We start from the raw sequence: 20,552 nt of genomic DNA, 5'->3' as shown, positions 1-20,552 counted from the left end.
GCCCCAAAACGGTGCCGTTTGGCATCATACTTAGGTGGGTTTCCATATGGCAAGCATGAAGCGCCGACAAGTCAATCCACCTGACAGGACGTTATCTGTTCAGTTGACCTGCTCGCATATGCCGGGTTAGCCTCTTGGCTCCTTTGATATATGAGTACTTCCTCCGATGCGCATTTAACCTGTCCGCACCCCGCTTTTGATTCCTCTCCCGCCAGGGAGATCGGGTGCGTCTCACCGTGACAGGTTGATGCTGATTCCTCTGCTGTTTTCCCACTTGTGGACACGTGCCCCTGTCATTTGGCTTGGCTCTTGGCCTGCGGCTTCCGCACTGGCCCACAGGAGTTCAGATGACCCATATCGCATGTCATATCAACGCCTTGCAGCTGCCCTTCGGCGCCTGCACTGTGCCCCTTACCTTCACTTTGCCCGCTGCGGGCTGCACCCTGATCGGCCGCAACGGTATCGGCAAGAGCCTGCTGCTCGAACTGCTGGCGGGCCAGCGCCGCGCGGCTTCTGGCAAGATTGAGTGGTTGACCCCCATCAGCTGGTTGTCTCAGTTTGCATCGGCTCAAGCTCATGACGGCGCAGCCAGCGTGGCCGATGTGATCGGCTGGGGCGAGCCGCTGCGGGCCCTTGAGCGCATCGAGCAGGGGAGCTGCGCCCTGGACGATTTCGAGCTGCTGGCTGATCGCTGGAACCTGCGCAGCGATCTTGCCGACCTGCTGGCAGAGGCAGGCCTCAGACTCGATGCCCATGCCCCGGTCAGTACCCTGAGCGGCGGCCAGCTCACCCGCTTGCGCCTGCTGGCGCTGTTTGCGAGATCTGCTCACTTTCTGCTGCTCGATGAGCCGGACAACCACCTGGATGCCAGTGGCATCGCGTGGCTGAGCCAGCGATTGGCCAGCCACAGCGGTGGCTATCTGCTGGTAAGCCACGACCGGCGCCTGCTCAATCAGGGGAGCCAGATACTGGAGCTGGGCGAGCAGGGGCTGCAGAGTGCCAGCCTCTCGTTTGAGGCATTTCTGGCGCAGCAGGCCGAGCTGCAGGCTGCCCGCAGCGCCCGGCTGGCGCAGGCGGAGCGCCGTGAAAAGGCGGCGGCGCGCAGCGTGCAAAAGGTGCGCGAACAGGCGGCCAGACGAGCCAGCCAGGGGCGGCGCGAGCGCGGCTCCCAGGCCAGGATCCTGCTCGACTTCAAAGCGGAACAGGCGGGCAAATCCCTTGGCAAGGTGCTGGATCGCCATGAGCGGGGCCACAGTGCCCAGCTGGAGGCGCGCGCCGAGGCGGCGGCCGCGCTGGCGGCGGTGCAGCCGCTTGTCATGCAGTGGCCGGCGAAAAGCGATCTCAAGGGGGCGGCCCAGCCGCTGGTGATCACGGCGGCGCGCCACAGGCGCTGGCATGATCAGCAGGTAGATCTGGTGCTACAGCGGGGGGCTCGCTGTCTGTTGGCCGGTGGCAACGGCAGCGGCAAGTCGAGCCTGCTGCAGATGCTGCGCGGGGAGCTGGCGCCCGAGGCGGGCAGCTTTCACATCAATGGCCGGACGGCCTGTCTTGATCAGGGGCTCAGCCTGATTGCGCGAGACCTCAGTCCATTGGCCAACCTGCTGGCAGTGGCACCGACACTTCCTGAGAGCGAGGCGAGAACCCGGTTGGCGGGCATAGCACTGCGCGGCGATCGCGCCCTAATGCCCTTCCATGGTCTGAGTGGGGGTGAGCGGCTAAAACTGGGCCTCTTGATGGTGCTGGCGCAACTGCCCGACCTGCTGCTGCTGGACGAACCGGACAACCATCTGGATCACCCCTCGCGCCAGCTGCTCATTCAGGTGCTGGCCGACTATCCGGGCACCCTGCTGCTGGTCTCCCACGATCCCGACTTTGTAGCCGGGATGGGGGTTGAAAGGGAGTATTGGTTGGAGGGGGAGAAGCAGGCGCTGAAAAGCGTATAAGCCTCTGTACAAGTTCAAGGAGTCGGTGGACGGGATCCTGGGTCTGGATATGCCGCTGATTTCCCACAACCTGCCGGCGGAGTTTGCCCGGTTAAGGGAGTTTTTGGTGGGCTAACTGCTGTGTCGAGATAATCGATAAAAATAAAAATCCCCCGGCAACGGGGGATTTTTATTTCTGCAGAAGAAAAGGTGAATCAAATGCGATCTGCTGCTCGATAAGCCGGATGCGTTGGTTGAAGTTGAAGTAGACTGCCTGCTTGGTCAACAATATATGTCCAATTTGGAATGTATGAGCTCCTATCAATGCTCATATATTTAAAGTTTTATGTTCTTTACTGTAATAATCACCTACACAGTACAAGCTATTGTTTAGTTTTGCATCGATCATGGATGTGGTGAATATAATCTGATGCTCAGTCTTTAAGTCGTTTGATAGTTTAATTATTTCACGCTGAAAAAGTTGGCTGCGCTCTTCCTCCATCCCTTTGTCCTCTATATTATCCATTAGTAAGAAACGAGGGTAAAGATAGCTTTGGTCTTCACATGAACATTTTAGCATGGCTAATCTGAAGGCATTTTTTAGATAAACCATGGAACTAGCTGAGAATAGCGCCCGCTCATCAATCGTTACTCTGTCTTCTGCAAAATCAAATTCTACCTTATGACCATCAACAAAAATATCTTCATGACCAGTGTCAGCTCTTAAAATTTCTAAGGTCGCTTGAGAGAGCTTGCTTTTTTTTGCAATCAGTGCACTTTCCATTCGACTGCTCAGTCTGGTTAATTCATCAGATAATTTATTTACCTCTGTTTGAATAGAGTCTCTTTCATCATACAGAGCATATAATTTAGAGAATTCTTTTTTACTGTTATTGAGGGTTTTAATTTCATTACGCAACTCACCTATCTCATTGAGTTTTTGTCTTAGATGGATATTAATAGTGCGTTGTGGTTTAAGAATTACTCCTAACTCTCTCTCTAATTCTTCAGCTTTAGTTTGGTATTGATTAGATTCAATTATTTGTTCATCAAGTTTTTTTTGCTTTTTTTCTATGAGGTAGTTTGACTCGGTAATTTGAAATTCAATTTCTTTTCTCACTTTAAAGGTTGGGTCCACTTGAAGATGAGCATCATTTTTATGTGTTCCACATAGAGAACATCCTGTGTTTTTTTTAACTATTTGTGTTTGACAGGCAGGACAATGATTAAAGCTAATGTCTGAGAGAGCATTTATAGTGTTTTGAGTTTCTTTAAGTGCTCTTACTCTCTGTGATAATGATTCTACGAAAAGTTGAGAGTCATTTATTTCAAAGGATATTTCAGCAATCCTCTGTAGACTGGTTGTGTAAGCGCTTCTAGTTGACTGTAGCTCATCAGTTAGTGCTTTAATAATGCCGCTATTATCTTCACTCCCATTTTCATTATGACTAGATATTGAATCAATATCGGTTTCCAATAAGTCTATTTCTATACGTTTATTGGTGATTTCGCTATTGATTTCTTGGGTTGATTTTATTGTGCTGCCTAGGAAGGAATGGATGGTTTTTACATCTTTAATACAGTTGTCTAGAGAAAGTTCTAAACGTTGTAGTCTTACTCGTTTCTCATATAAATCAAAATCGGATAGGCCAATTAAAAGTTCACCTATTGCTTGTCTTTTATTGGGAGAGTCAAATTTGTCAAATTTAAAAAGTCGGTCAGGAGATGTCATCTGGTCAACGTAGAGCATACGAAGAAGCTGATGCATTGTAATACTACTTTTATCGTCTGATGTAGAGTATGGTATGCCAAGCTCTTTAAATATTACTTGGTAAAAGCTCTCTTTCGTATTTGCATTATATGGATGACGTGACCATTCAGATATAGGTGCGATTAAAGCATTGTCGTAAGTTCCACTGAATATATCCATTCCCTTACGTCCACCCTCCGATATTTCTCTTTTAAGAGTGAACGTTTTCCCATTTAGACCTACTTCAATTATTACAAAACTGCATTGTTTAGCCTCATTTTTAAGTTTTGTTAAATCACCACCCAACCCATAAAAAATAAAGTCTGAAATGGTTGATTTACCTGAGCTGTTCATCCCTCTAATTATATTCACACCTAATTTAAATTGCTCATCGTAAACGATGGAATTGCCTTTTTGAATGACAACTCTTTTGACCATCAAGAAAGGTTTATACTGCATCATATCGGTATTCCATCAATCCTGTTCTCTTTTTAAGACCGTTGTCGCCAGCGATCTCTATATCATTCAATATTTGAAATAGCTTAAAGAAAAGTGGTGTTAGCTCATTGTGATTAGTGTCTAAAAGCGTTTGAATTGATTTAGAGTAAAACCCACAAGATAACTGTATAACACCATTGTTTTCTTTAAATATATCTTTCGATTTCAGAATGTGAAGTGCTTGTATATGGTAGTCTCCCATTTCCGAAAAAAGTCGTTTTTTATCGGGTAGACGTTCATAAGGGATAACTATTTTGCTAAAACTCTTCTTTATGCTGGCTAAGCCTTTTTTTCGAGGGAATTCGATATCATTAACTAAGTGTGGAAATAAGTAAAATAAATCGTAGATTCTTAGTCTTGTCCATTCAAACTCATCTTTACCTAGAGATTGTGCAATGTTTATGAATCGAAACATACAATGGTAGATATCACTTCTTGGATGATAGATGATCACTGTTAATCCCACTCTATGTAACAGTTACCTGTAAGAATATATAGCAACCCGTATAACTCATCCTTGTCAATACGAAGACTGCAGATTCCAATATTTTCAAGTAGAGGTTGGATTATTTTCTGCTCAACAAGGTCGTTAATATCATACTGTTTAAAATCGCCTGATTTTATTCTGGGGGCAATCTCATGAAGGAAAGTAGTTCTTATATTCGTTAGGATATATGTATATAACTCTTGAGCTGACTTGTAATGAGAAAAAAGCATTATTTTTTTAGATACGCTTTCTTTAACGTCGAGGGCATAATCCAAAAGATATTCCCTGTTGGAGTCAATAAGTTTTTCTTCTAGATTACGTAATTTACCCTCTACTTTTCTCTCAAGGTAATTATTTAATTTTTCAGAGAAATCCCTGTAGTAAATGTCGCTAATCACTTCTCTTTCATGTTCTTCAACAAGGCTTTTAAGTCTATTGTCTTGTCGATAAACTATAGGTGCTGCATAATTGTTGATGACCGATGTGTTTGTTGTTGATTGGTCATAAACATCGCGACCACCAACATTTCGACCAGCTTGGATATGGTCTAGTGATGCTTTGTTAGAATTAAGCACAGACACTTATGACCCTTTTTTATCTCTGCCCACAACATCACCACCAGCAGTAATATTTTTCATCGTAACTTTATTTATAGATTCTGTTGGTTTTTTTTTGAAAAATACAGTTCCAATTACAGCTATTATTATCGTCACTGCTAGGCCAATGACATAAACCCCTAGACCAGAAAATAAAACATCGAACTTTAATTCAATCCAGTTTAAAAAGCCTTCCATTTAAATACCTTTATTAAAAAATCCCAATAATTTTTTGAAACGACGGTGGATGTGAAAGACAACGCTACCGCCCGTGGATTACAGCTTCCAATATGCTCCATTAACCTGCGAGGGCAGCAGCCCATCGCAGCAATAGGCACCGGATGGCTATGTTAAGCCAATCGAATCTGGTCTCACCAGTCAAAAATTGACGTAACTATCAGGAATATCTGTGTTTTATGCGCTGGCTCAAGAAATCGCTGTGGCAGGAAGCAGGATTCCTATAGCCCTTGATTCTATTGGGGGTTGGCGAGCGTTGCGGGGAAGAGGGGGCTGGCTTGCTGTTGAGACGGAGCTGGCCGGGGAGAATCCCGCTTAGCCTATCGGCGCTATAGTGCGGCTATGGTGCCCTGTGCTCTGTGGCTCTTGCTGGCGAGGTGGGGGATCTGCGGCAACAATCAGCTGTTGCAATAACCGCTATTTGCAAACCATCACAGTGCAAACAGGTCACCATGCCAACACATCACAATAAGGAACGTCATATGAAGCGTATTGCCATCCTGTTCGGCCTGCTCTGCGGCAGCGTGCTGCTGGCCAATCCGGTCTTTGCCAACGACGCTGCCCAGTTGCAGTGCGAGGCGCAGGCCGCGGCCAAAAAGCTTAACGGCGCCGCCAAGACCAGTTTTGTCGGCAAGTGCGTGAAAGATGCCGCCGGCGCTGTGAGCGGCGAGTGCGAGAAGGCGGCCGCCGACAAGAAGCTGGCCGGCGCGGCCAAGAACAGCTTTATCCAGAAGTGCGTGAAGACGGGCGCGGCGGTGGATCCGGCGGCCAAGTGCGAGAAGGCGGCGGTCGACAAGAAGCTGGCTGGCGCGGCCAAGAACAGCTTTGTCCAGAAGTGCGTGAAGGATAGCGCCGCCAAGTAAGGGGTTTTCTTATCCGGTGTGTTTGCGGGGGGCCAGCAGGCCCCCCGTGCTTTTTGGGGCGCAGGGGCGTTATCGCTGGGCGGGTGACGTAGCGCTTGCCGCAAGGGCAGGGCTGGGTTGGATTGTGCGGGGGCAGATAAGCGGCGGTGAAGGGGGGCAAGCGGGGCTGCCCTGGAGAAGTTGTCGGAACTGGGATCTCGATCGGGGCAACAGGACTTTTGTCCTGCAAGGGGCGAGGGGACGGGGGCTAGGATGCCCTCATCCACACGAGTCAAACTGGAGCACAACAATAATGACCGCTCATATCAATGCCAACCCGGGCGATTTCGCCGAGACCGTCATCATGCCGGGGGACCCGCTGCGGGCCCGCTATATCGCCGAGACCTTTCTGACCGATGCGCGCGAGGTGACCAATGTGCGCAATATGCTGGGCTACACCGGTTATTACAACGGCCAGCGTATCTCGGTGATGGGCCACGGCATGGGGATCCCCTCCATGGTGCTCTACGCCCACGAGCTGGTGAACGACTTCGGGGTCAAGCGGATCATCCGTATCGGCAGTCTGGGGGCGACCCAGCGCCATGTGCAGATGCGTGACGTCATTCTGGCGCAGGCGGCGGGCACCGACTCCCCGACCAACGCCAAGCGCAGCGCCGGCTACCAGATGGCCACCTCGGCCGACTTCGCCCTGCTGCACAAGGCGTTTACCAAGGCGCAGGAGAAGGCGATTCCGGTCAAGGTGGGCAATATCTTCACCGGCGACCTCTATTACGATCCGGACGAAAACCTCATTCCGGCGCTGGAGAAGTTCGGCGTGCTCGGCATCGACATGGAGGTGGCCGGTCTCTACGGGCTGGCCCATCAGCAGGGGATCGAGGCGCTCGCCATCCTGACTGTCTCCGACCACTGCCTGACCGGTGAAGAGACTACTGCCGAGGAGCGGCAGCTCTCCTTCAACCAGATGATCGAGCTGGCGCTGCACACCGCGCTGTAAGCGCCGCGGCCCGTCCAACCCTGCACGCACCCTGACCCCAAGAGAGATCCAATATGAACAATAAGCTCTCCCTCACTGCCATCAGCTTCCTGGCCAACTTTGTGATGGCCGGTTTTGCGACCCAGTTTGGCATGCTGATCGACCCCATCGCCGCCAAGTTCGGCGCCGACGTCAATCAGGTGGCCTCCATCTTCTCCCTGCTCAACGGCGGGGCGCTGGCGGGCACCATTGCCGCCTTCTTCCTTATCGAGAAGGTGGGGCTCAAGCGGATGACGCTGATCTGCTACGGCCTGATCGCGCTGGCGGCGGCCTCGCTCCATCTGACCGGCTCGCTCTATGTGGTGATGGCGGCCATGACGGTGATTGGCCTGTGTGGCGGGGTGGGGCTCTGCATTGCGGGGACCCTGGTGGTGAGCGTCTGGCAGGCGCGAATGCAGAGCACCATGCTGGTGGTGCAGGATGCCACCTTCAACGTGGCCGGGGTGGTCTTTCCGCTTATCACCACCTACACCCTGACCCACGCCATGGCGTGGAGCTGGAGCTATCTGGCGGTGGGTGTGGTGGCGCTGGCGACCATGCTGGTGGCGGTGCTGACCAATTTCCGCAGCTGCGAGGCGGGCGGCGAGAGCGCCGGCAACGAGCACTCGGAGTGGAACCTCGGCATTATCAGCGGCGGGGTCGGGCTCTTTCTCGGCATGCTGGCGCTCTACACCTTCCTCACCTGGGCGCCTATGTTCGTGAAGAACAAGTTCGGCATCCCCTTCGAGGAGGCGGGCAACATCATCACCCAGTACTGGACGGCGGCCCTGCTCGGCGCGCTGGTCTCCACCGCCATCGTGACCCGCATTGCGATCCGCACCTTCCTGCTGGTGATCATCACGCTGGCGATGGGGATGACGGCGCTTATCGTCACCACCGACAACCTGAGCCAGCTGCCATACCTCACCTATGGTTACGGCTTTGTCTGCGCCGCGCTCTACAACGCCTTTATCGCCTACGGGGTGTCGTTTGTGCGCCAGGCATCGAGCAAGAACGTCTCCTACATCCTCATCAGCGGCAGCGCGGGGGCCATGTTCAGCCCGGCCATCAGCGCCCTGTTCGAGCAGGTGATCGGCCTGCAGGCGGTGATGTACGCCATCCCGCTCATCTACGGTGTGATCCTCGCCATGCTGGTGGCGTCGCTGCGCATGGCCCGGCCGCAGCCCTGTCTCGCCTGAGCGGGGGCGTAAACAGCAAGAGGGGCGGTATAAACCGCCCCTTTTTTTGTTGCTGTTCCGCTTGTTGCTGTTCAGTCGGCAACTGATGCCCGCGAGTTATGGCTGCTCCAGAAAGGCCCTGAGCCCCGCCAGATCGCGGATCTGCAATCCCTCCTCACCGCGCTCCACCAGTCCCTTCTCCATCAGCTCTTTCACCGCCCGCCGGTAGACCCGGTCGGTGGTGCCGAAGCGTTCCGCCTCCTGATACCCCTTGCGAAAGCCGCTCACCGGGTTGTGGTGGCAGTGGCTGTGATAGAGGTCGAGGGCGATGTTGTAGCTGATGGGGTAGAGCATGCGGCAGGTGAAGATATCCACCATGTCCTGATAGTCGATGGCAATGGCGGTGGCAAAGAAGAGCGCCACCCTGGGGTGGGCGACCAGCGCCTGCTCCAGCTGCTCGCCGTCGATGCGGGCCACTTCCAGCGGCTCCTCGGCGATGATGTCGAGCTGGCAGCGGTAGCCGGTGAAGAACTCCATCTCGCCAAAGAGCTGGTGGTCGCACTCCAGGGTGCCGAGCTGAAAGCGGCGGCCATTCATGGCGGTGTGGCCCATGGCGATGCGGCCGCTCTTGACCAACACCAGATCCCGCAGTGGTTCGCCCTGGCGCATCAGGGGCTCCCCCTCGGGGATGAGACGCCGCTCCGTGATGCAGGAGCTGACCACCTGTTCGATGAGATCGTGGCCGGCCTGCCAGTGGGGCTGAAAGCGCCCCTTGAGAAGGGGTTTGAGTTGCATGATGTGTGCGCCTGCTGAAAACAAACGGCTATTACACACCCTGCCGCTGGCAGACTCCAGTCCGAAGGCGCTGAGGGCTGGCGTGAGCATGCGAGGGTGTGACGGGGATCGGGCTGGCAGGACTGGGGTAGACACGGCTGGAGCGGATAAGGTTGGAGCGCTGCCCCGCGTCATCCGGCCCAGATTATCAGGCCGGGCTCAGGGCGCCGGCATTGGTCTGCTCGAGGCTGGCCAGGGCGGTGCGCAGCCGGGCCAGCCCGATGGGCTTGTAGAGGCAGTCGTCCATGCCGGCGGCGAGGCAGAGTTCCCGCTCGCGCGCTGTGGCGTGGGCGGTAAAGCCCCAGATAGGCTGGGTGTGGCCGCGGGCGCGCAGGCGGCGGGTCAGCTCGAAGCCATCCATCAGCGGCATCTGGCAGTCGGTGATGACGAGATCGAAGGGCTGGCTCTGGCTGGCTTGCAGCGCCTCGGCGCCGTTACCGCGCACGCACACCTCGTGGCCCAGGTGCTTGAGCTGCTGGCGCAGCAGCACCTGGTTGGCGTGGTTGTCGTCCACCACCAGCACCCGCAGCCGGGTTGGCGCGAGCGGCCGGGGGGAGGGCACAAGCAGTGGCACGGCCGGCGGTGAAGCGGCGTCGAGAAGCTCGTGGGGGGCGGCCAGCGGGGTGAGCGGCAGCCGGATCCTGAGCTCGGTGCCGCTGCCAAGCTCGCTGCTGACCGCTATCTTGCCCCCCATCAGCTGGCACAGCATGCGGGCGATATTGAGGCCAAGGCCGGTGCCGGCGAACTGGTAGGGGTCGTGGGCGCGGTAGAAGGGGCTGAACAGCCCGGGCAGCTTGTCGGGGGCGATGCCCACCCCGCTGTCGCGGATGATGAGGTGCAGCAGCGGCTGCTCCGCGCTCCCCGTGAGGCTGGCCTGCAGGCTCACCTCCCCCCGTTCGGTGAACTTGATGGCGTTGCCGAGCAGGTTGAAGACGATCTGGCGCAGGCGCAGCGGGTCGATGAGCACCCGCGGCAGGGGGGGCAGCTCGACCCGGTAGCCAAGCCCCTTTTGCTGGGCCATCCCCTTGCAGGCGCGGGCCACCGAGTGGAGCAGGGGCGCCAGCTCGCACGGCTCGGGGGCGAGGGTCAGCTGGCCCGCTTCGATGCTGGAGATGTCCAGCACGTCGCCGATGAGATCGAGCAGGCCGTTGGCGGATTCGGAGGCGATGCGCAGCTGCTCGCCGGTGTGGCGGGCGAGGGCGGGATCCTGGCTCGCCAGCTCCAGCATGCCGAGAATGGCGTTCATTGGGGTGCGGATCTCGTGGCTCATGGTGGCCAGAAAGTCGCTCTTGGCCCGGCTGGCACGGTCGGCCTGCTCCTTGGCGCGGCGCAGCGCCTCCTCCATGGTCTTGCGCTCGGTGATGTCGATCCAGCCGTTGATCACCCCACTGATGGCGCCGCGGTAGTCAAAGTAGGGCACCATCCAGTGGTAGACGAACTGGCGCGGGCCGCGCTGGCTGAAGATGCGATCCGACAGTATGGGGCTGCCGCTTCGCAGCACCTGCTGAAAATCCTGCTCCAGGGCGGCGATGGCCTCGGCGCCGAGCAGTCCCTTGAGCCCCTCGGCAAACGAGGTACCGAGTACCCGCTCGATGGGGGCGTTGAGGGTGGCCAGGTACTTGCTGTTGCAGAGGATCACCTTGCCCCCCTTGTCGCGCACCACTATGGGGTGGGGCAGGCTCTCGCCGAGCGCCTCGATGAAGCGCACGTGCTCCTCCAGCTGGCGGCGGGAGGCCTGCTCCGAGCGGGCCAGCCGGTTGAGCATGCGGTTGCGGTAAAACAGCAGCAGGGCGACGGCGCACAGCCCTGCCAGCAGCAGGTAGAAGTAGGGGGCGTTGCGCTCCATGAAGGTGGGGGCCGGCAGTTTGCGGTTGCGCCACTGGTAGCTCATCATCGCCAGCTCGTTGGGGGCGATGGAGAGGATGGTCTTGTCGATGATGTCCATCAGCATCCGGTTGGCGGAGAGGCCTGCAAAGCCCATCCGGATCGGCTGGTCGTCGGCGGGGCCGGCGATGCGGATCTGCTGGAGCCGCCCCCCCTCCACCGCATGCTGGGCAAAATAGAGCGGCACGATGGCGGCATCGAGGCGCCCCTCGTTGACCGCCTCCATCGCCTCGTCGGCGCTCTCCAGAAAGCTCACCTGGCTGTCGCCAAGCCCTTTGGCGATGGGGTTGTAGATGGTGCTGCCCACCCGCTTGCCGGCGAGCTGTGCCAGATCGCCGCTTAAGGCATCCCCCTTGCGGGCCACCAGCACATAGATGTCATCGGTGGCGTAGGGCAGGGAGGGGCGCAGCCGGTAACCCTCGGCCACCGGGCGGGAGATGGCACCGATGAGATCCAGCGCCCCCCTGAGCAGGGCCTCCTTGCGCGCCTGCTCCGAGCCGTAACTGACGAACTCGAAGCGCAGGCCGGAGCGCTTGCTGATCTTCTCCAGCATCTCCACCGACATGCCGGTGAGCTGGTTGTCGTAGTCGCGCACCCCGTAGGGGTAGAGGTCGTCCATCAGCCACACCTTCACCGGGCCGGCGCTGGCGAGCCAGGCGCGCTCCTCGCGGCTGTAGAGATCGCCGGGGCGCTCGATGATGTCGCGGATGGGGCCGTTCCACTGGTTGAAGATGAGGCTGCGGGTGACGTCGCTCACCCCCTCCAGGGTCTGGTCGAGCAGGGCCAGCAAGCCGGGGTGAGCGGCCGACACCGCGAAGCGAAAGCCGTCTGCCGCGATGGCGGGCTGCGCCTGGCTGCGCTGGCGGATCTTGTCGAAGCGCTCGCTGTTGAGGTAGTGCAGAGAGTGGGGGTCGCTTAGCAGCAGCGGCTCGTGGCCGAAGAAGACCGCATCGAAGGCTGCCACGTTGGAGGGGTAATTGACCAGTACCAGATCCGGGTAGTAGCGCTTGAAGGCGGCCTCGTTCACGTAGCCCCGCACGGTGGCGACTCGCTGGCCCGGCAGCAGCAGCGGCCCCTGTTCGGCGGCGAGGGCCGAGAAGACGGGGGCACTGCTGAAATAGCGCCGGCTGAGGGCGATGCCCGCCTGTTCGGCCGCGCCGAGGTTGAGGTTGCCGAGGTTGACGAGGTCGAGATCCCCGGCCCGCAGCGCCGCCAGCGCGCTGCGCGTGTCGTTGAATGCCCGCAGTTTCACCGGTTTTTGCAGCGCCCTGGCCAGGATGTCGAGGTAGTCGGCGGCGATCCCCTCGAAGTGATCATCGGGCCCGATCATGGCGAACGGGCGATAGTCGTGGCGCAGCACGCCGACTCGCAGCGCCGTCATTTCGGCGAGCCAGGGCTGATCAGCCGTGCTGGCGGGCGCCGGAGTGCTTTGCAGGTAGGGGCGACTGTGCAGGGTGAGCGCCTGGGCGCAGAGGGGCAGCAGCAGGCAGAGCAGCAGGGGTCGGATCAGGTTCATTGCCAGATTGTGCCCCTCCCGCCGGTTGGATGGTGATCGAAAGCGGCGATTCTACCGAAGAGCGGCGCACAATGAACCTTTAATCAGCAGTTTGTCAGTGCAAACGGCAAGGCCGCAGGCGGGACGGGACTCGCCAGCGGCCTGCTAACTGCCCGCCCTAACTCCTGATTTGGACAGGGGGCAGGCACGGCAGAGGACTCATACATCCTCGCCATCGGCGGCGACTCTGGCCCGTCCTGCCTCTTTGGCCCGGTAGAGCTGGCGGTCGGCCGCCTCCAGCAGCTGTTGTGGCGTGCCGGTCTGACTGGGGATGGTACAGACCACGCCAAGGGAGATGGTCACCACCCTGGCCACCTCGGAGGCGAGGTGCTCGATGGCCAGCTCGCGCACGGCGCTGCACATGCTGTCGGCGAGATGGACGGCGCTGGCCAGGGGGGTGTTGGGCAGCACGCAGGCAAACTCCTCGCCGCCGTAGCGGGCCACCAGATCGTGCGGCCTGCCCAGCCGCTCGGCCAGCACGGCGGCGATGGCCTGCAGGCAGTGATCGCCGGCCTGATGGCCATAGCGGTCGTTGTAGCGCTTGAAGTAATCGACATCGAGCATGATGAGGGAGAGGGGGGTGTTGTCCCGGCAACCCTGGCGCCACTGCCGCATCAGCTCATCATCGAACTGGCGCCGGTTCGGTATGCCGGTGAGGCCGTCAAGCATGGCCAGGTTGCGCAGCAAGTCCCCCTGCAGCTTGAGGGTGATGTGGGCCTTCACCCTGGCCCTGACGATGTTGGGACTGATGGGCTTGCTGATGAAATCCACCGCGCCGAGGGACAGGCCGTACTCTTCGTCCGTCTCCTCCTGCTGGGCCGTGACGAAGATGACGGGAATGTCCCGGGTGTCGGGATCCGCCTTGAGTTGCTGGCAGACCTCGTGGCCGCTCATGCCGTCCATGATGACGTCCAGCAAGACAAGGTCGGGCAGCAGGCTGCGGCAGAGGGCAAGTGCCTGCTCCCCGCTGGTCGCCATGAAGATCTCGCACTCTTCGCGAAAGAGCTGGTGCAGCAACCTGATGTTGATCGCCTGATCATCGACGATCAGCAGTTTGGGGCGACGGTTGGTGGGCAGGTTCCAGGGGACCATCTTGGGCTCCATCATTGGTTGTCGCATAGGGCATGTCCCAGCTTGAGGGCGGCGCCGAACTCCAGGTTGTCGATCAGGCCGGCAAACTGGCGAAAGGCGGTGTGCAGCTGCGGCGGCGTCTTGGGTGCCAGGGCCTCGGTCAGCTCGACCGCCGCCAGATTGCCATCTTCCAGCAGCGCCAGGATGCGCTGCATGGCCTCCCGCCATTCGGCGGGGGACAAGGCATCATCGGCCGGCTGCGCGGTGGTGTCGGGGGGCAGGGCGAAGGCTTTTTCGAGGCTCTCCAGGCTGAGCCGCACCGTCTCCTGCAACAGCTGCAGCCAGCCGGCGTCAGCCAGCAGCGCTGCGGCCTGCGGCTGGTCGGCGTGGAGTAGGGCCTGCTCCTGCGCCTTGGCCAGGGTGGCCAGTCGGCAGGCCCCCATGGTGCTGGCGCTGCCCTTGATCCCGTGCAATATGCGACAGGCCTCCGTGACCTGGCCAGCGGCGATGGCCTGGTGCAAGGCCTCCAGCTGTTCTGCCATGTCGGGGCCGAACAGGCTCAGGATCCGTTGCAGCAGCTCGATATCGTTGTCAAAACGCTGGCGTATGACGGATTCCGCCTCCAGCAGGGCTTCGCTGGCTGCGGGGGACGGGGGCTGGGCAAGGGCTGGCTGGCCAGCCTTGCCAAGCTGGGCCAGCAGGGTCGAGACCAGCTGTTCGAGGGCAATGGGCTTGCCCACATGCTCATTCATGCCGGCAGCCAGGCAGAGCTGGCGATCCGCTTCCGAGGCGTTGGCGGTCATGGCGATGATGGGCAGGTTGGCAAACTGCGGGTGGGCCCGGATCTGGCGGGTGGCCTCCAGCCCGTCAATATCCGGCATCTGCATGTCGATCAGCACGGCATCAAACGAAGGGGCTTGCTGCAACACCATGGCCACCCCGTCCCGCCCGCATTCGGCCAGCAGCACCCTGGCCCCTTCGCAGCTCAGCAACTCGCAGGCGACCTGGCGGTTGAGCAGATTGTCCTCCACCACCAGCAGGGTGAGGCCACTCAGCCGGCGGGTGTGCTGGGCAGGGAGAGCGGGCGCGGCGTCCTGGCCATGGAGGGCCTGATAGATAGCCTCTGCCAGCTGCTTGGGAGTCACGGGTTTGGTCAGCAGGCTGACGAAGGGGGTGGCGCCCGACTGGTGCGACTCGGTGAACACCTCGTGGCCGTAGGCGGTGACCATGATGACTCCGGGGGCTGGGTCTTGCCCGGCCTGTTGCCGGATCTGGGCGGCGGCGTTCAGGCCATCCATGCCCGGCATGCTCCAGTCCATCAGCACTATGTCGAAGGGACGGCCCTGGGCACGGGCCTCGCCGACCCGGCGGACGGCTTCTGCCCCCGAGTGGACCAGCTCGGCCTGCCAGCCGAGCTGCAGCAGGGTGCGTTGCAGCAGCTCTGCCGCCAGCTCGCTGTCGTCGACCACCAGAATGTAGGGGGGCGGTGCCAGGTCCGGGCAGGCCTCCTTGAGAGACTGGGGGGCGGCCTGTGCCAGGGTGATGTCGAACCAGAAGCGGCTGCCACGGCCAGGTTCACTCTCGACTCGCAGCTCTGCCCCCATCAGCTTGAGCAGGCGTTTGCAGATCACCAGCCCCAGCCCGGAGCCGCCGAAGCGACGGGTGGTGGAGGCCTCGGCCTGGGTGAAGCTCTCGAAGATGCGCTCCAGCTGGTGGGCGCTGATGCCGATGCCGCTGTCGGTGACGGCCACGCGGATGGTGACCGTCTGCTCATGGCGGGCCAGCAGCGCCATGGTGATCACCACCTGGCCCTTGATGGTGAACTTGAGGGCATTGCCCGCCAGGTTGGTGAGCACCTGCTGCAGGCGCATGCTGTCACCGATCAGGAGATTGGGCAGATGGGGGTTGATATCGAACATGACCTCGATCTCTTTCTGGCGCTGGTTGCCGTCCAGTACGATGGCCAGGTCCCGCATCAGCAGCTCGATGTCGAAGGGGTGCAGATCGAGCTGCAGCTTGCTGGCCTCGATCTTCGAGTAGTCGAGAATATCGTTGAGCAAGCCCAGCAGGGAGTTGGCCGCAGAGTGTGCCTTGACCACATAGTCGAGCTGGCGGGCGGTGAGCTCGGTGTACTGGATCAGCTGCAACATGCCGAGCACGGCGTTGAGGGGGGTGCGGATCTCGTGGCTCATGTTGGCGAGGAAGGAGGACTTGGTCTGGCTGGCGGCATCTGCCTGCTCCTTGGCATAGAGCAGACGGGACTCCAGCTCGGTCTGGGCGGTGATGTCACGGTTGAAGCCGATGACGCGCAGCGCCTGACCGCTGCTGTCCCGCTCCACTTTAGCCCCGGCCTGGATCACACGGTGATCACCGTTGTCCTGCATCACCCGAAAGACGGGGTCGTAGATGCCGGTGCCGGCCACGGCGCGGTTCAGGCTGGCAGTGGTGGCCGCCAGATCGTCCGGGTGCACCCTGTTTGCCCAGTGCTGGTAGTTGAGCCCCTCGTCCCTGAGCGTCAGCGGCAGATCGTAGAGCTCGAACATGCGGTTGTTCCAGCTCAGGGCGTTGCTGCCGAGCTCCCATGACCAGATCCCCAGCTCGGCCACGTCGGCCGCCATCTGCAGCTGATCGCGGGTCGACAGGATCTCGTTGCGCTGGGCCAGTTGCTGGGTCATGTCGGTCATGATGCAGACGAACATGCTGGAGCCCGCCGCCTGCATCCGGCCGATCGACATCTGCAGCGGGAACTCGCTGCCATCGCGCCGCCGTCCGATAAACTCCCTCTCCATCAGGGCGGCCAGCTGGCTGTCGCTGAGGGTGCCGAGGGGGGCCTCACCCAGCGCGTGCTCATCGCTGCTTTGCAACAGGGTCTGCACCTGTCGGCCCTGGATCTCGCCGGCCTGATAGCCAAAGGCGGTCTGACCGGCCGGGTTGAGGGAGTGAATGCGGCCGTCAGGATCCATGGTCATGATGGGGTTGACGGCGGTGTCCAGGATGGCGCGGGTGATCTCGAGACTCTCGGCCAGCTTCTTCTCGGCCGCCTTGCTGTCGGTGATGTCCAGGCCGATGCCAAGGTAGCCCTGACTGCGCCCCTGTTCATCACGGATGGCGGTGATCACCAGGGTGACGGGGAAGCGGCTGCCATCCTTGCGCACATAGGTCCACTCCCGGCTCTCCGCCCCTTCCCGTTCCGGCTTGTAGACGAACACCTGGAAGCCGCTGATCTGCTCGCCAAACTGGGCGCTGAGCTCGACGCTGCGGGCCTGCATCTCGTCGCGGGTGTGGAAGATGCCGGGGGTCTCCTTGCCGACCACGTCGGCGGCGCTGTATCCCAGCAGCTGCTCGGCCCCCTCGTTGAACAGGGTGATGGTGCCCTCGAGATCGGCCGCTATGATGGAGATTGCCGAGGCTGAGCGCAGGACGTTGCTCAATAACACGTTGATCTTGCTCAGCTCAGCCGTGCGCTCTGCCACCTGATGTTCCAGATTGGCGTTGAGCTCCAGGATCTTGGCCTCTGCCTGTTTCTGGGCCGTGATGTCCCGGATGGTCTCTGAGGTGCCGACCAGCTTGCCCCTATGGTCATAGATGGGGGCGATGGAGATGGAGAGATCCAGCAGATGGCCGTCCCTGTGGCGACGCCGGGCGGAGAAGCTCGGGATCCGGACGCCCTGCCTGAGGTCGGCGAGCCGCGCTTTCTCGCTGGCGCTGTCGTGATCCGTCTGAAACAGCGCGCTGTCGGTACGGGTCAGCGCCTCGCCGGCCGGGTAACCGAACAGATCTTCGGCCCCCTTGTTCCAGCTTACGATGACGCCGTTCAGGGTCTTGGCGATGATGCCGTCACTGGCGCCGGCCACGATGGCGGCCAGCCTGGCCTGTTCCTCAATGAGTTGCAGACGTTGCTGTTGCCCCTGAGCCCGCATGCGCGCGAGCAGGGTGAGCAGCAGAGTGAAGAGGCCGCCGGTGAACAACACCACATAGGGGGAGGTCTGGTTGAGCTGCGCCACGAACAGGGGGTGGGCGTCGAGCCTGATCTGCCAGCGGCGGCCATGAATTTCCCGCTCGGCGGCTCTGGACATGGTGATGTGGTGCGGATTGCGCGACTCGTGGTCGATGGCACTGGTATAGAAGGGCTGGATATGCCGGGGGTCGGTCACATCGATCAGTCTGATGTGAAAGGCCGGGCTCTCCAGATGCAGGGCGTCCAGCAACTCTTCCATCAGCAAGGGGGTATAGCTCCAGCCAAACCCGGCGGCCTCTCGCTCCTCGGGAGTCGCTGGAGTGGTCACGGTGCGGTAGATGGGCATCAGCATCAGAAAGGATTGCCTTGGCTTGCTCGTGGCCTGTACCAGGGTGATGGGGGGGGTCAGCCGTACCTCGCCGCTGCGGATAGCGGCGAGGGCCGCCTCACGGCGTGAGGGTTCCGAGGCGATGTCCAGCCCGATGGCCGCCTTGTTGCGTGATAGCGGCTCGATAAACTGGATGATGAAATGTTCACCCCGATAGGGCGAGAGCAGCTGAAGGGTGAAACCTGGCCGCCCATCTCGTCGGGCGCGCAGGATGAAGTCGTCGAGCTCGGCATCCTTCACTCGCCTGATGAAGCCAAAACCCCGGGCACCGGGGAATTCACTGTCCACATCCCTGGTCAGGCTGTAACGAACGAAGTCCTCGTTGTCGAAGGCATGCTCGCCGGCAGTCAGGATGGCGCCACGTACCCCTCTGAGACCGTATTGGTACAGATCGAGTCGCGCCTTGACGGTATCTGCGACGTGCTCCGTGGCCGCCGTGATGCTGGCTTGCACCTGCTTGTTATTGCTGTAATGGAGGAGGAGGGTGCCGAGCAGGGAGAGCAGCAGGCCGATGAGCAATACCAGGCCTGCACTGCGGTTCAACCCTAAAAAGGGGTGGTGATTGCGCAAGCTGAAGCCTCCTTGCCTCGCTGATGACGTAGAGCACACCCGATACGACTATTGAGTCGCGTTAATGCATTGAAAGTAAACCCTGATATCCCGCATTCAAAACGCAGAGCGCGAAGGGGGGCGCTCTGCGTCGATCCCAAGTGGTATCAAATGAGTTGCAACATAACTTAGCATTAATCGCAGGCGTTTGTATCCGATTCTCCTGCTCTACGCCTTGGCCTGAACGGCAGCCGCGTCTATGCAAAGCGGTAGGAGCCCATGTAGAGGCTGCCGCCATCCCAGCTGTCGTGCAGCTTGACGGGCTTGTCCTGGCCGGCGGCGCCAAGCGCCACGAACAGCGGGCGCAGGTGATCGTCGTGGGGATGGGATTCCACCGCCCCAGGCGCGCGGGCGCGGTAATCTTCCAGCGCCGCTCTGTCACCCTCGGCCATGGTCAACTCCAGCCAGTCGACGAAACTGCGGGCCCAGCCCGGCACCGGCGAGTTTTCCGGCCCCAGTGCCCGCAGGTTGTGGGTGATGGCGCCGGAGGCCAGGATGCCGATCCCCTGGGCACGCAGCTGCTGCAGCGCCTCCCCCAGCTGCCACAGCTGGCGCGGGGTGAAGCTGGCCGGGATGGAGAGCTGCACCAGCGGGACGCTGCTGGCGGGATCCATCAGCGAGAGCGGCGACCAGACCCCGTGATCCAGCTCGCGGCGCACCGGCTCGGCGGGCAGGCCCGCCAGCAGCAGCTGATCGCTCACCGCCTCCTGCAACCAGAGCGGGCTGCTGGCCGGCCAGCGGATGTGGTAGAGCGGCTCGGGGAAACCGTAGAAGTCGTACATCAGGGCCGGATTGGGCTCGACGTTGATCTGCAGCTCGCTGCGGGTAAACCAGTGGGCCGAGATGACCACCAGCCCCTTGAGATCGCCAAGGCGCAGATTTTTGAGGAAATGGGTCGCCGGCTGGTCGCGCAGAACCAGATCCGGGGCGCCATGGGAGATGAACCAGACGGGGGCGATAGACATGACAGACTCCATATGCGTTGTGCCGGTGCCAGGGCACCGAAAACGGTGGGCCAGGGCGACATGCCGCTGACGATATGGTCATTATCTGCCCCGAGATGCGAGTTAACAATCCAGCTTGATGGATAAGTACTATTCACTGTTGGTTGATAGTGTTGGGTGGGAAGGAGGGGGATCACCAATAACAAGGCCGGCGCAGTGGCCGGCCCTGGGGGAGCAGACAGGCGACAGGCCTGCCCTCAACAATTTACTGAATACCCAGCAGCTCCACGTCGAAGATCAAAACGGATCCCGGCGGGATCTTGCCGGCGGCGCGATCGCCGTAGGCGAGGTTGGCGGGGATGTAGAAGCGGGTCTTCTCCCCTTCCACCATCAGCTGTACCCCTTCGGTCCAGCCCTTGATCACCTGGTTGAGGCCGAACTCGATGGGCTCGCCGCGGGCGACCGAGCTGTCGAAGACGGTGCCGTCCAGCAGCTTGCCCTCGTAGTGCACCTTCACCTTGCTGGTGGCGGTGGGGTGAACGGTGCCGCTGCCCGGGGTCAGCACTTCATACTGCAGACCGGAGGCGGTGGTGGTCACCAGGGGTTTTTCCTTGTTGGCGGCGAGGAACTCGGCCCCCTTGCGCACATTCTCTTCCGCCAGCTTCCTGTTGTTGCTGCTCGAGTAGAAGTAGTAGGCGACGCCGGCAACCAGCAGCGCGATCAGAACGAGTTTCATCGGGTATCCCTATGTCGTGAAATGCCGGGA

14 protein-coding genes are annotated in these 20,552 nt (G+C 59.5%); 4 read left to right on the top strand and 10 right to left on the bottom strand.

Features of this window, described 5'->3' with window-relative positions; genetic code table 11:
• Window positions 1–347: 347 nt before the first annotated feature.
• Window positions 348–1,943: an ATP-binding cassette domain-containing protein gene (locus tag I6L38_RS12555; RefSeq protein ID WP_216988558.1), complete on the top strand. Its 1,596-nt coding sequence runs from the start codon at window positions 348–350 to the stop codon at window positions 1,941–1,943.
• A gap of 307 nt (window positions 1,944–2,250) precedes the next feature.
• Here I6L38_RS12555 and I6L38_RS12550 read toward each other — a convergent pair whose 3' ends face one another.
• The 4 genes from I6L38_RS12550 to I6L38_RS12535 are packed head-to-tail and all read right to left on the bottom strand — an operon-like array spanning window position 2,251 to window position 5,451.
• On the bottom strand, window positions 2,251–4,134 hold the full coding sequence (locus tag I6L38_RS12550; protein ID WP_216988557.1) for an ATP-binding protein: 1,884 nt from the start codon (window positions 4,132–4,134) through the stop codon (window positions 2,251–2,253).
• Complete coding sequence (locus tag I6L38_RS12545; RefSeq protein ID WP_124251185.1) at window positions 4,121–4,624, bottom strand: ABC-three component system middle component 5; 504 nt, start codon at window positions 4,622–4,624, stop codon at window positions 4,121–4,123. Before I6L38_RS12545 ends, I6L38_RS12550 begins: the two co-directional genes overlap by 14 nt.
• A 2-nt stretch (window positions 4,625–4,626) precedes the next feature.
• Window positions 4,627–5,238 carry an ABC-three component system protein gene (locus I6L38_RS12540; RefSeq protein ID WP_124251186.1) on the bottom strand — a complete coding sequence of 204 codons (612 nt, stop codon included), beginning with the start codon at window positions 5,236–5,238 and terminating at the stop codon, window positions 4,627–4,629.
• Window positions 5,239–5,451: a hypothetical protein gene (locus I6L38_RS12535; RefSeq protein ID WP_216988556.1), complete on the bottom strand. Its 213-nt coding sequence runs from the start codon at window positions 5,449–5,451 to the stop codon at window positions 5,239–5,241.
• Between the two features lie 521 nt (window positions 5,452–5,972).
• Between I6L38_RS12535 and I6L38_RS12530 the strand changes: the two genes are divergently transcribed.
• The 3 genes from I6L38_RS12530 to tsgA all read left to right on the top strand — a co-directional run bounded on the left by I6L38_RS12530 (window position 5,973) and on the right by tsgA (window position 8,564).
• Window positions 5,973–6,353, top strand: a complete 381-nt coding sequence (locus tag I6L38_RS12530; RefSeq protein WP_216988555.1) for a hypothetical protein — start codon at window positions 5,973–5,975, stop codon at window positions 6,351–6,353.
• A 292-nt stretch (window positions 6,354–6,645) separates the two neighbouring features.
• On the top strand, window positions 6,646–7,347 hold the full coding sequence (gene deoD / locus I6L38_RS12525) for a purine-nucleoside phosphorylase (protein WP_005303072.1): 702 nt from the start codon (window positions 6,646–6,648) through the stop codon (window positions 7,345–7,347).
• 53 nt (window positions 7,348–7,400) lie between these two features.
• Window positions 7,401–8,564, top strand: a complete 1,164-nt coding sequence (gene tsgA / locus I6L38_RS12520) for an MFS transporter TsgA (RefSeq protein ID WP_124250663.1) — start codon at window positions 7,401–7,403, stop codon at window positions 8,562–8,564.
• A gap of 96 nt (window positions 8,565–8,660) precedes the next feature.
• On the opposite strand, the gene I6L38_RS12515 is transcribed toward tsgA, so the two are convergent.
• From I6L38_RS12515 to I6L38_RS12490, 6 genes are all read right to left on the bottom strand, one after another.
• Complete coding sequence (locus I6L38_RS12515; RefSeq protein WP_124250662.1) at window positions 8,661–9,338, bottom strand: Crp/Fnr family transcriptional regulator; 678 nt, start codon at window positions 9,336–9,338, stop codon at window positions 8,661–8,663.
• Between the two features lie 187 nt (window positions 9,339–9,525).
• Window positions 9,526–12,777: a transporter substrate-binding domain-containing protein gene (locus I6L38_RS12510; protein ID WP_216988554.1), complete on the bottom strand. Its 3,252-nt coding sequence runs from the start codon at window positions 12,775–12,777 to the stop codon at window positions 9,526–9,528.
• A gap of 198 nt (window positions 12,778–12,975) precedes the next feature.
• Window positions 12,976–13,908, bottom strand: coding sequence for a diguanylate cyclase (locus I6L38_RS12505; protein WP_216988553.1), 933 nt, complete (start codon window positions 13,906–13,908; stop codon window positions 12,976–12,978).
• Window positions 13,909–13,919: 11 nt separating this feature from the next.
• Entirely contained in the window at window positions 13,920–18,803 is a 4,884-nt protein-coding gene (locus I6L38_RS12500) for a PAS domain S-box protein (RefSeq protein WP_216988552.1), read from the bottom strand.
• A gap of 236 nt (window positions 18,804–19,039) precedes the next feature.
• Window positions 19,040–19,807, bottom strand: coding sequence for a class III extradiol ring-cleavage dioxygenase (locus I6L38_RS12495; protein WP_017765719.1), 768 nt, complete (start codon window positions 19,805–19,807; stop codon window positions 19,040–19,042).
• A 244-nt stretch (window positions 19,808–20,051) separates the two neighbouring features.
• Entirely contained in the window at window positions 20,052–20,522 is a 471-nt protein-coding gene (locus I6L38_RS12490) for an FKBP-type peptidyl-prolyl cis-trans isomerase (RefSeq protein ID WP_010633350.1), read from the bottom strand.
• Window positions 20,523–20,552: the final 30 nt, after the last annotated feature.

Source organism: Aeromonas sp. FDAARGOS 1408, from assembly GCF_019048665.1.
GTDB lineage: Bacteria > Pseudomonadota > Gammaproteobacteria > Enterobacterales > Aeromonadaceae > Aeromonas > Aeromonas dhakensis.
Note: the sequence above shows the minus strand (reverse complement) of the source record. Positions and strands in the feature narration are given on the sequence as shown.

Bases quoted from the DNA above. Each gene is read 5' to 3' on its own strand.
- I6L38_RS12550 (WP_216988557.1), bottom strand. From the start codon at position 4,134: ATGATGCAGTATAAACCTTTCTTGATGGTCAAAAGAGTTGTCATTCAA.
- I6L38_RS12515 (WP_124250662.1), bottom strand. From the start codon at position 9,338: ATGCAACTCAAACCCCTTCTCAAGGGGCGCTTTCAGCCCCACTGGCAG.
- I6L38_RS12535 (WP_216988556.1), bottom strand. From the start codon at position 5,451: ATGGAAGGCTTTTTAAACTGGATTGAATTAAAGTTCGATGTTTTATTT.
- I6L38_RS12530 (WP_216988555.1), top strand. From the start codon at position 5,973: ATGAAGCGTATTGCCATCCTGTTCGGCCTGCTCTGCGGCAGCGTGCTG.
- I6L38_RS12510 (WP_216988554.1), bottom strand. From the start codon at position 12,777: ATGAACCTGATCCGACCCCTGCTGCTCTGCCTGCTGCTGCCCCTCTGC.
- tsgA (WP_124250663.1), top strand. From the start codon at position 7,401: ATGAACAATAAGCTCTCCCTCACTGCCATCAGCTTCCTGGCCAACTTT.
- I6L38_RS12555 (WP_216988558.1), top strand. From the start codon at position 348: ATGACCCATATCGCATGTCATATCAACGCCTTGCAGCTGCCCTTCGGC.
- I6L38_RS12495 (WP_017765719.1), bottom strand. From the start codon at position 19,807: ATGTCTATCGCCCCCGTCTGGTTCATCTCCCATGGCGCCCCGGATCTG.
- deoD (WP_005303072.1), top strand. From the start codon at position 6,646: ATGACCGCTCATATCAATGCCAACCCGGGCGATTTCGCCGAGACCGTC.
- I6L38_RS12505 (WP_216988553.1), bottom strand. From the start codon at position 13,908: ATGGTCCCCTGGAACCTGCCCACCAACCGTCGCCCCAAACTGCTGATC.
- I6L38_RS12490 (WP_010633350.1), bottom strand. From the start codon at position 20,522: ATGAAACTCGTTCTGATCGCGCTGCTGGTTGCCGGCGTCGCCTACTAC.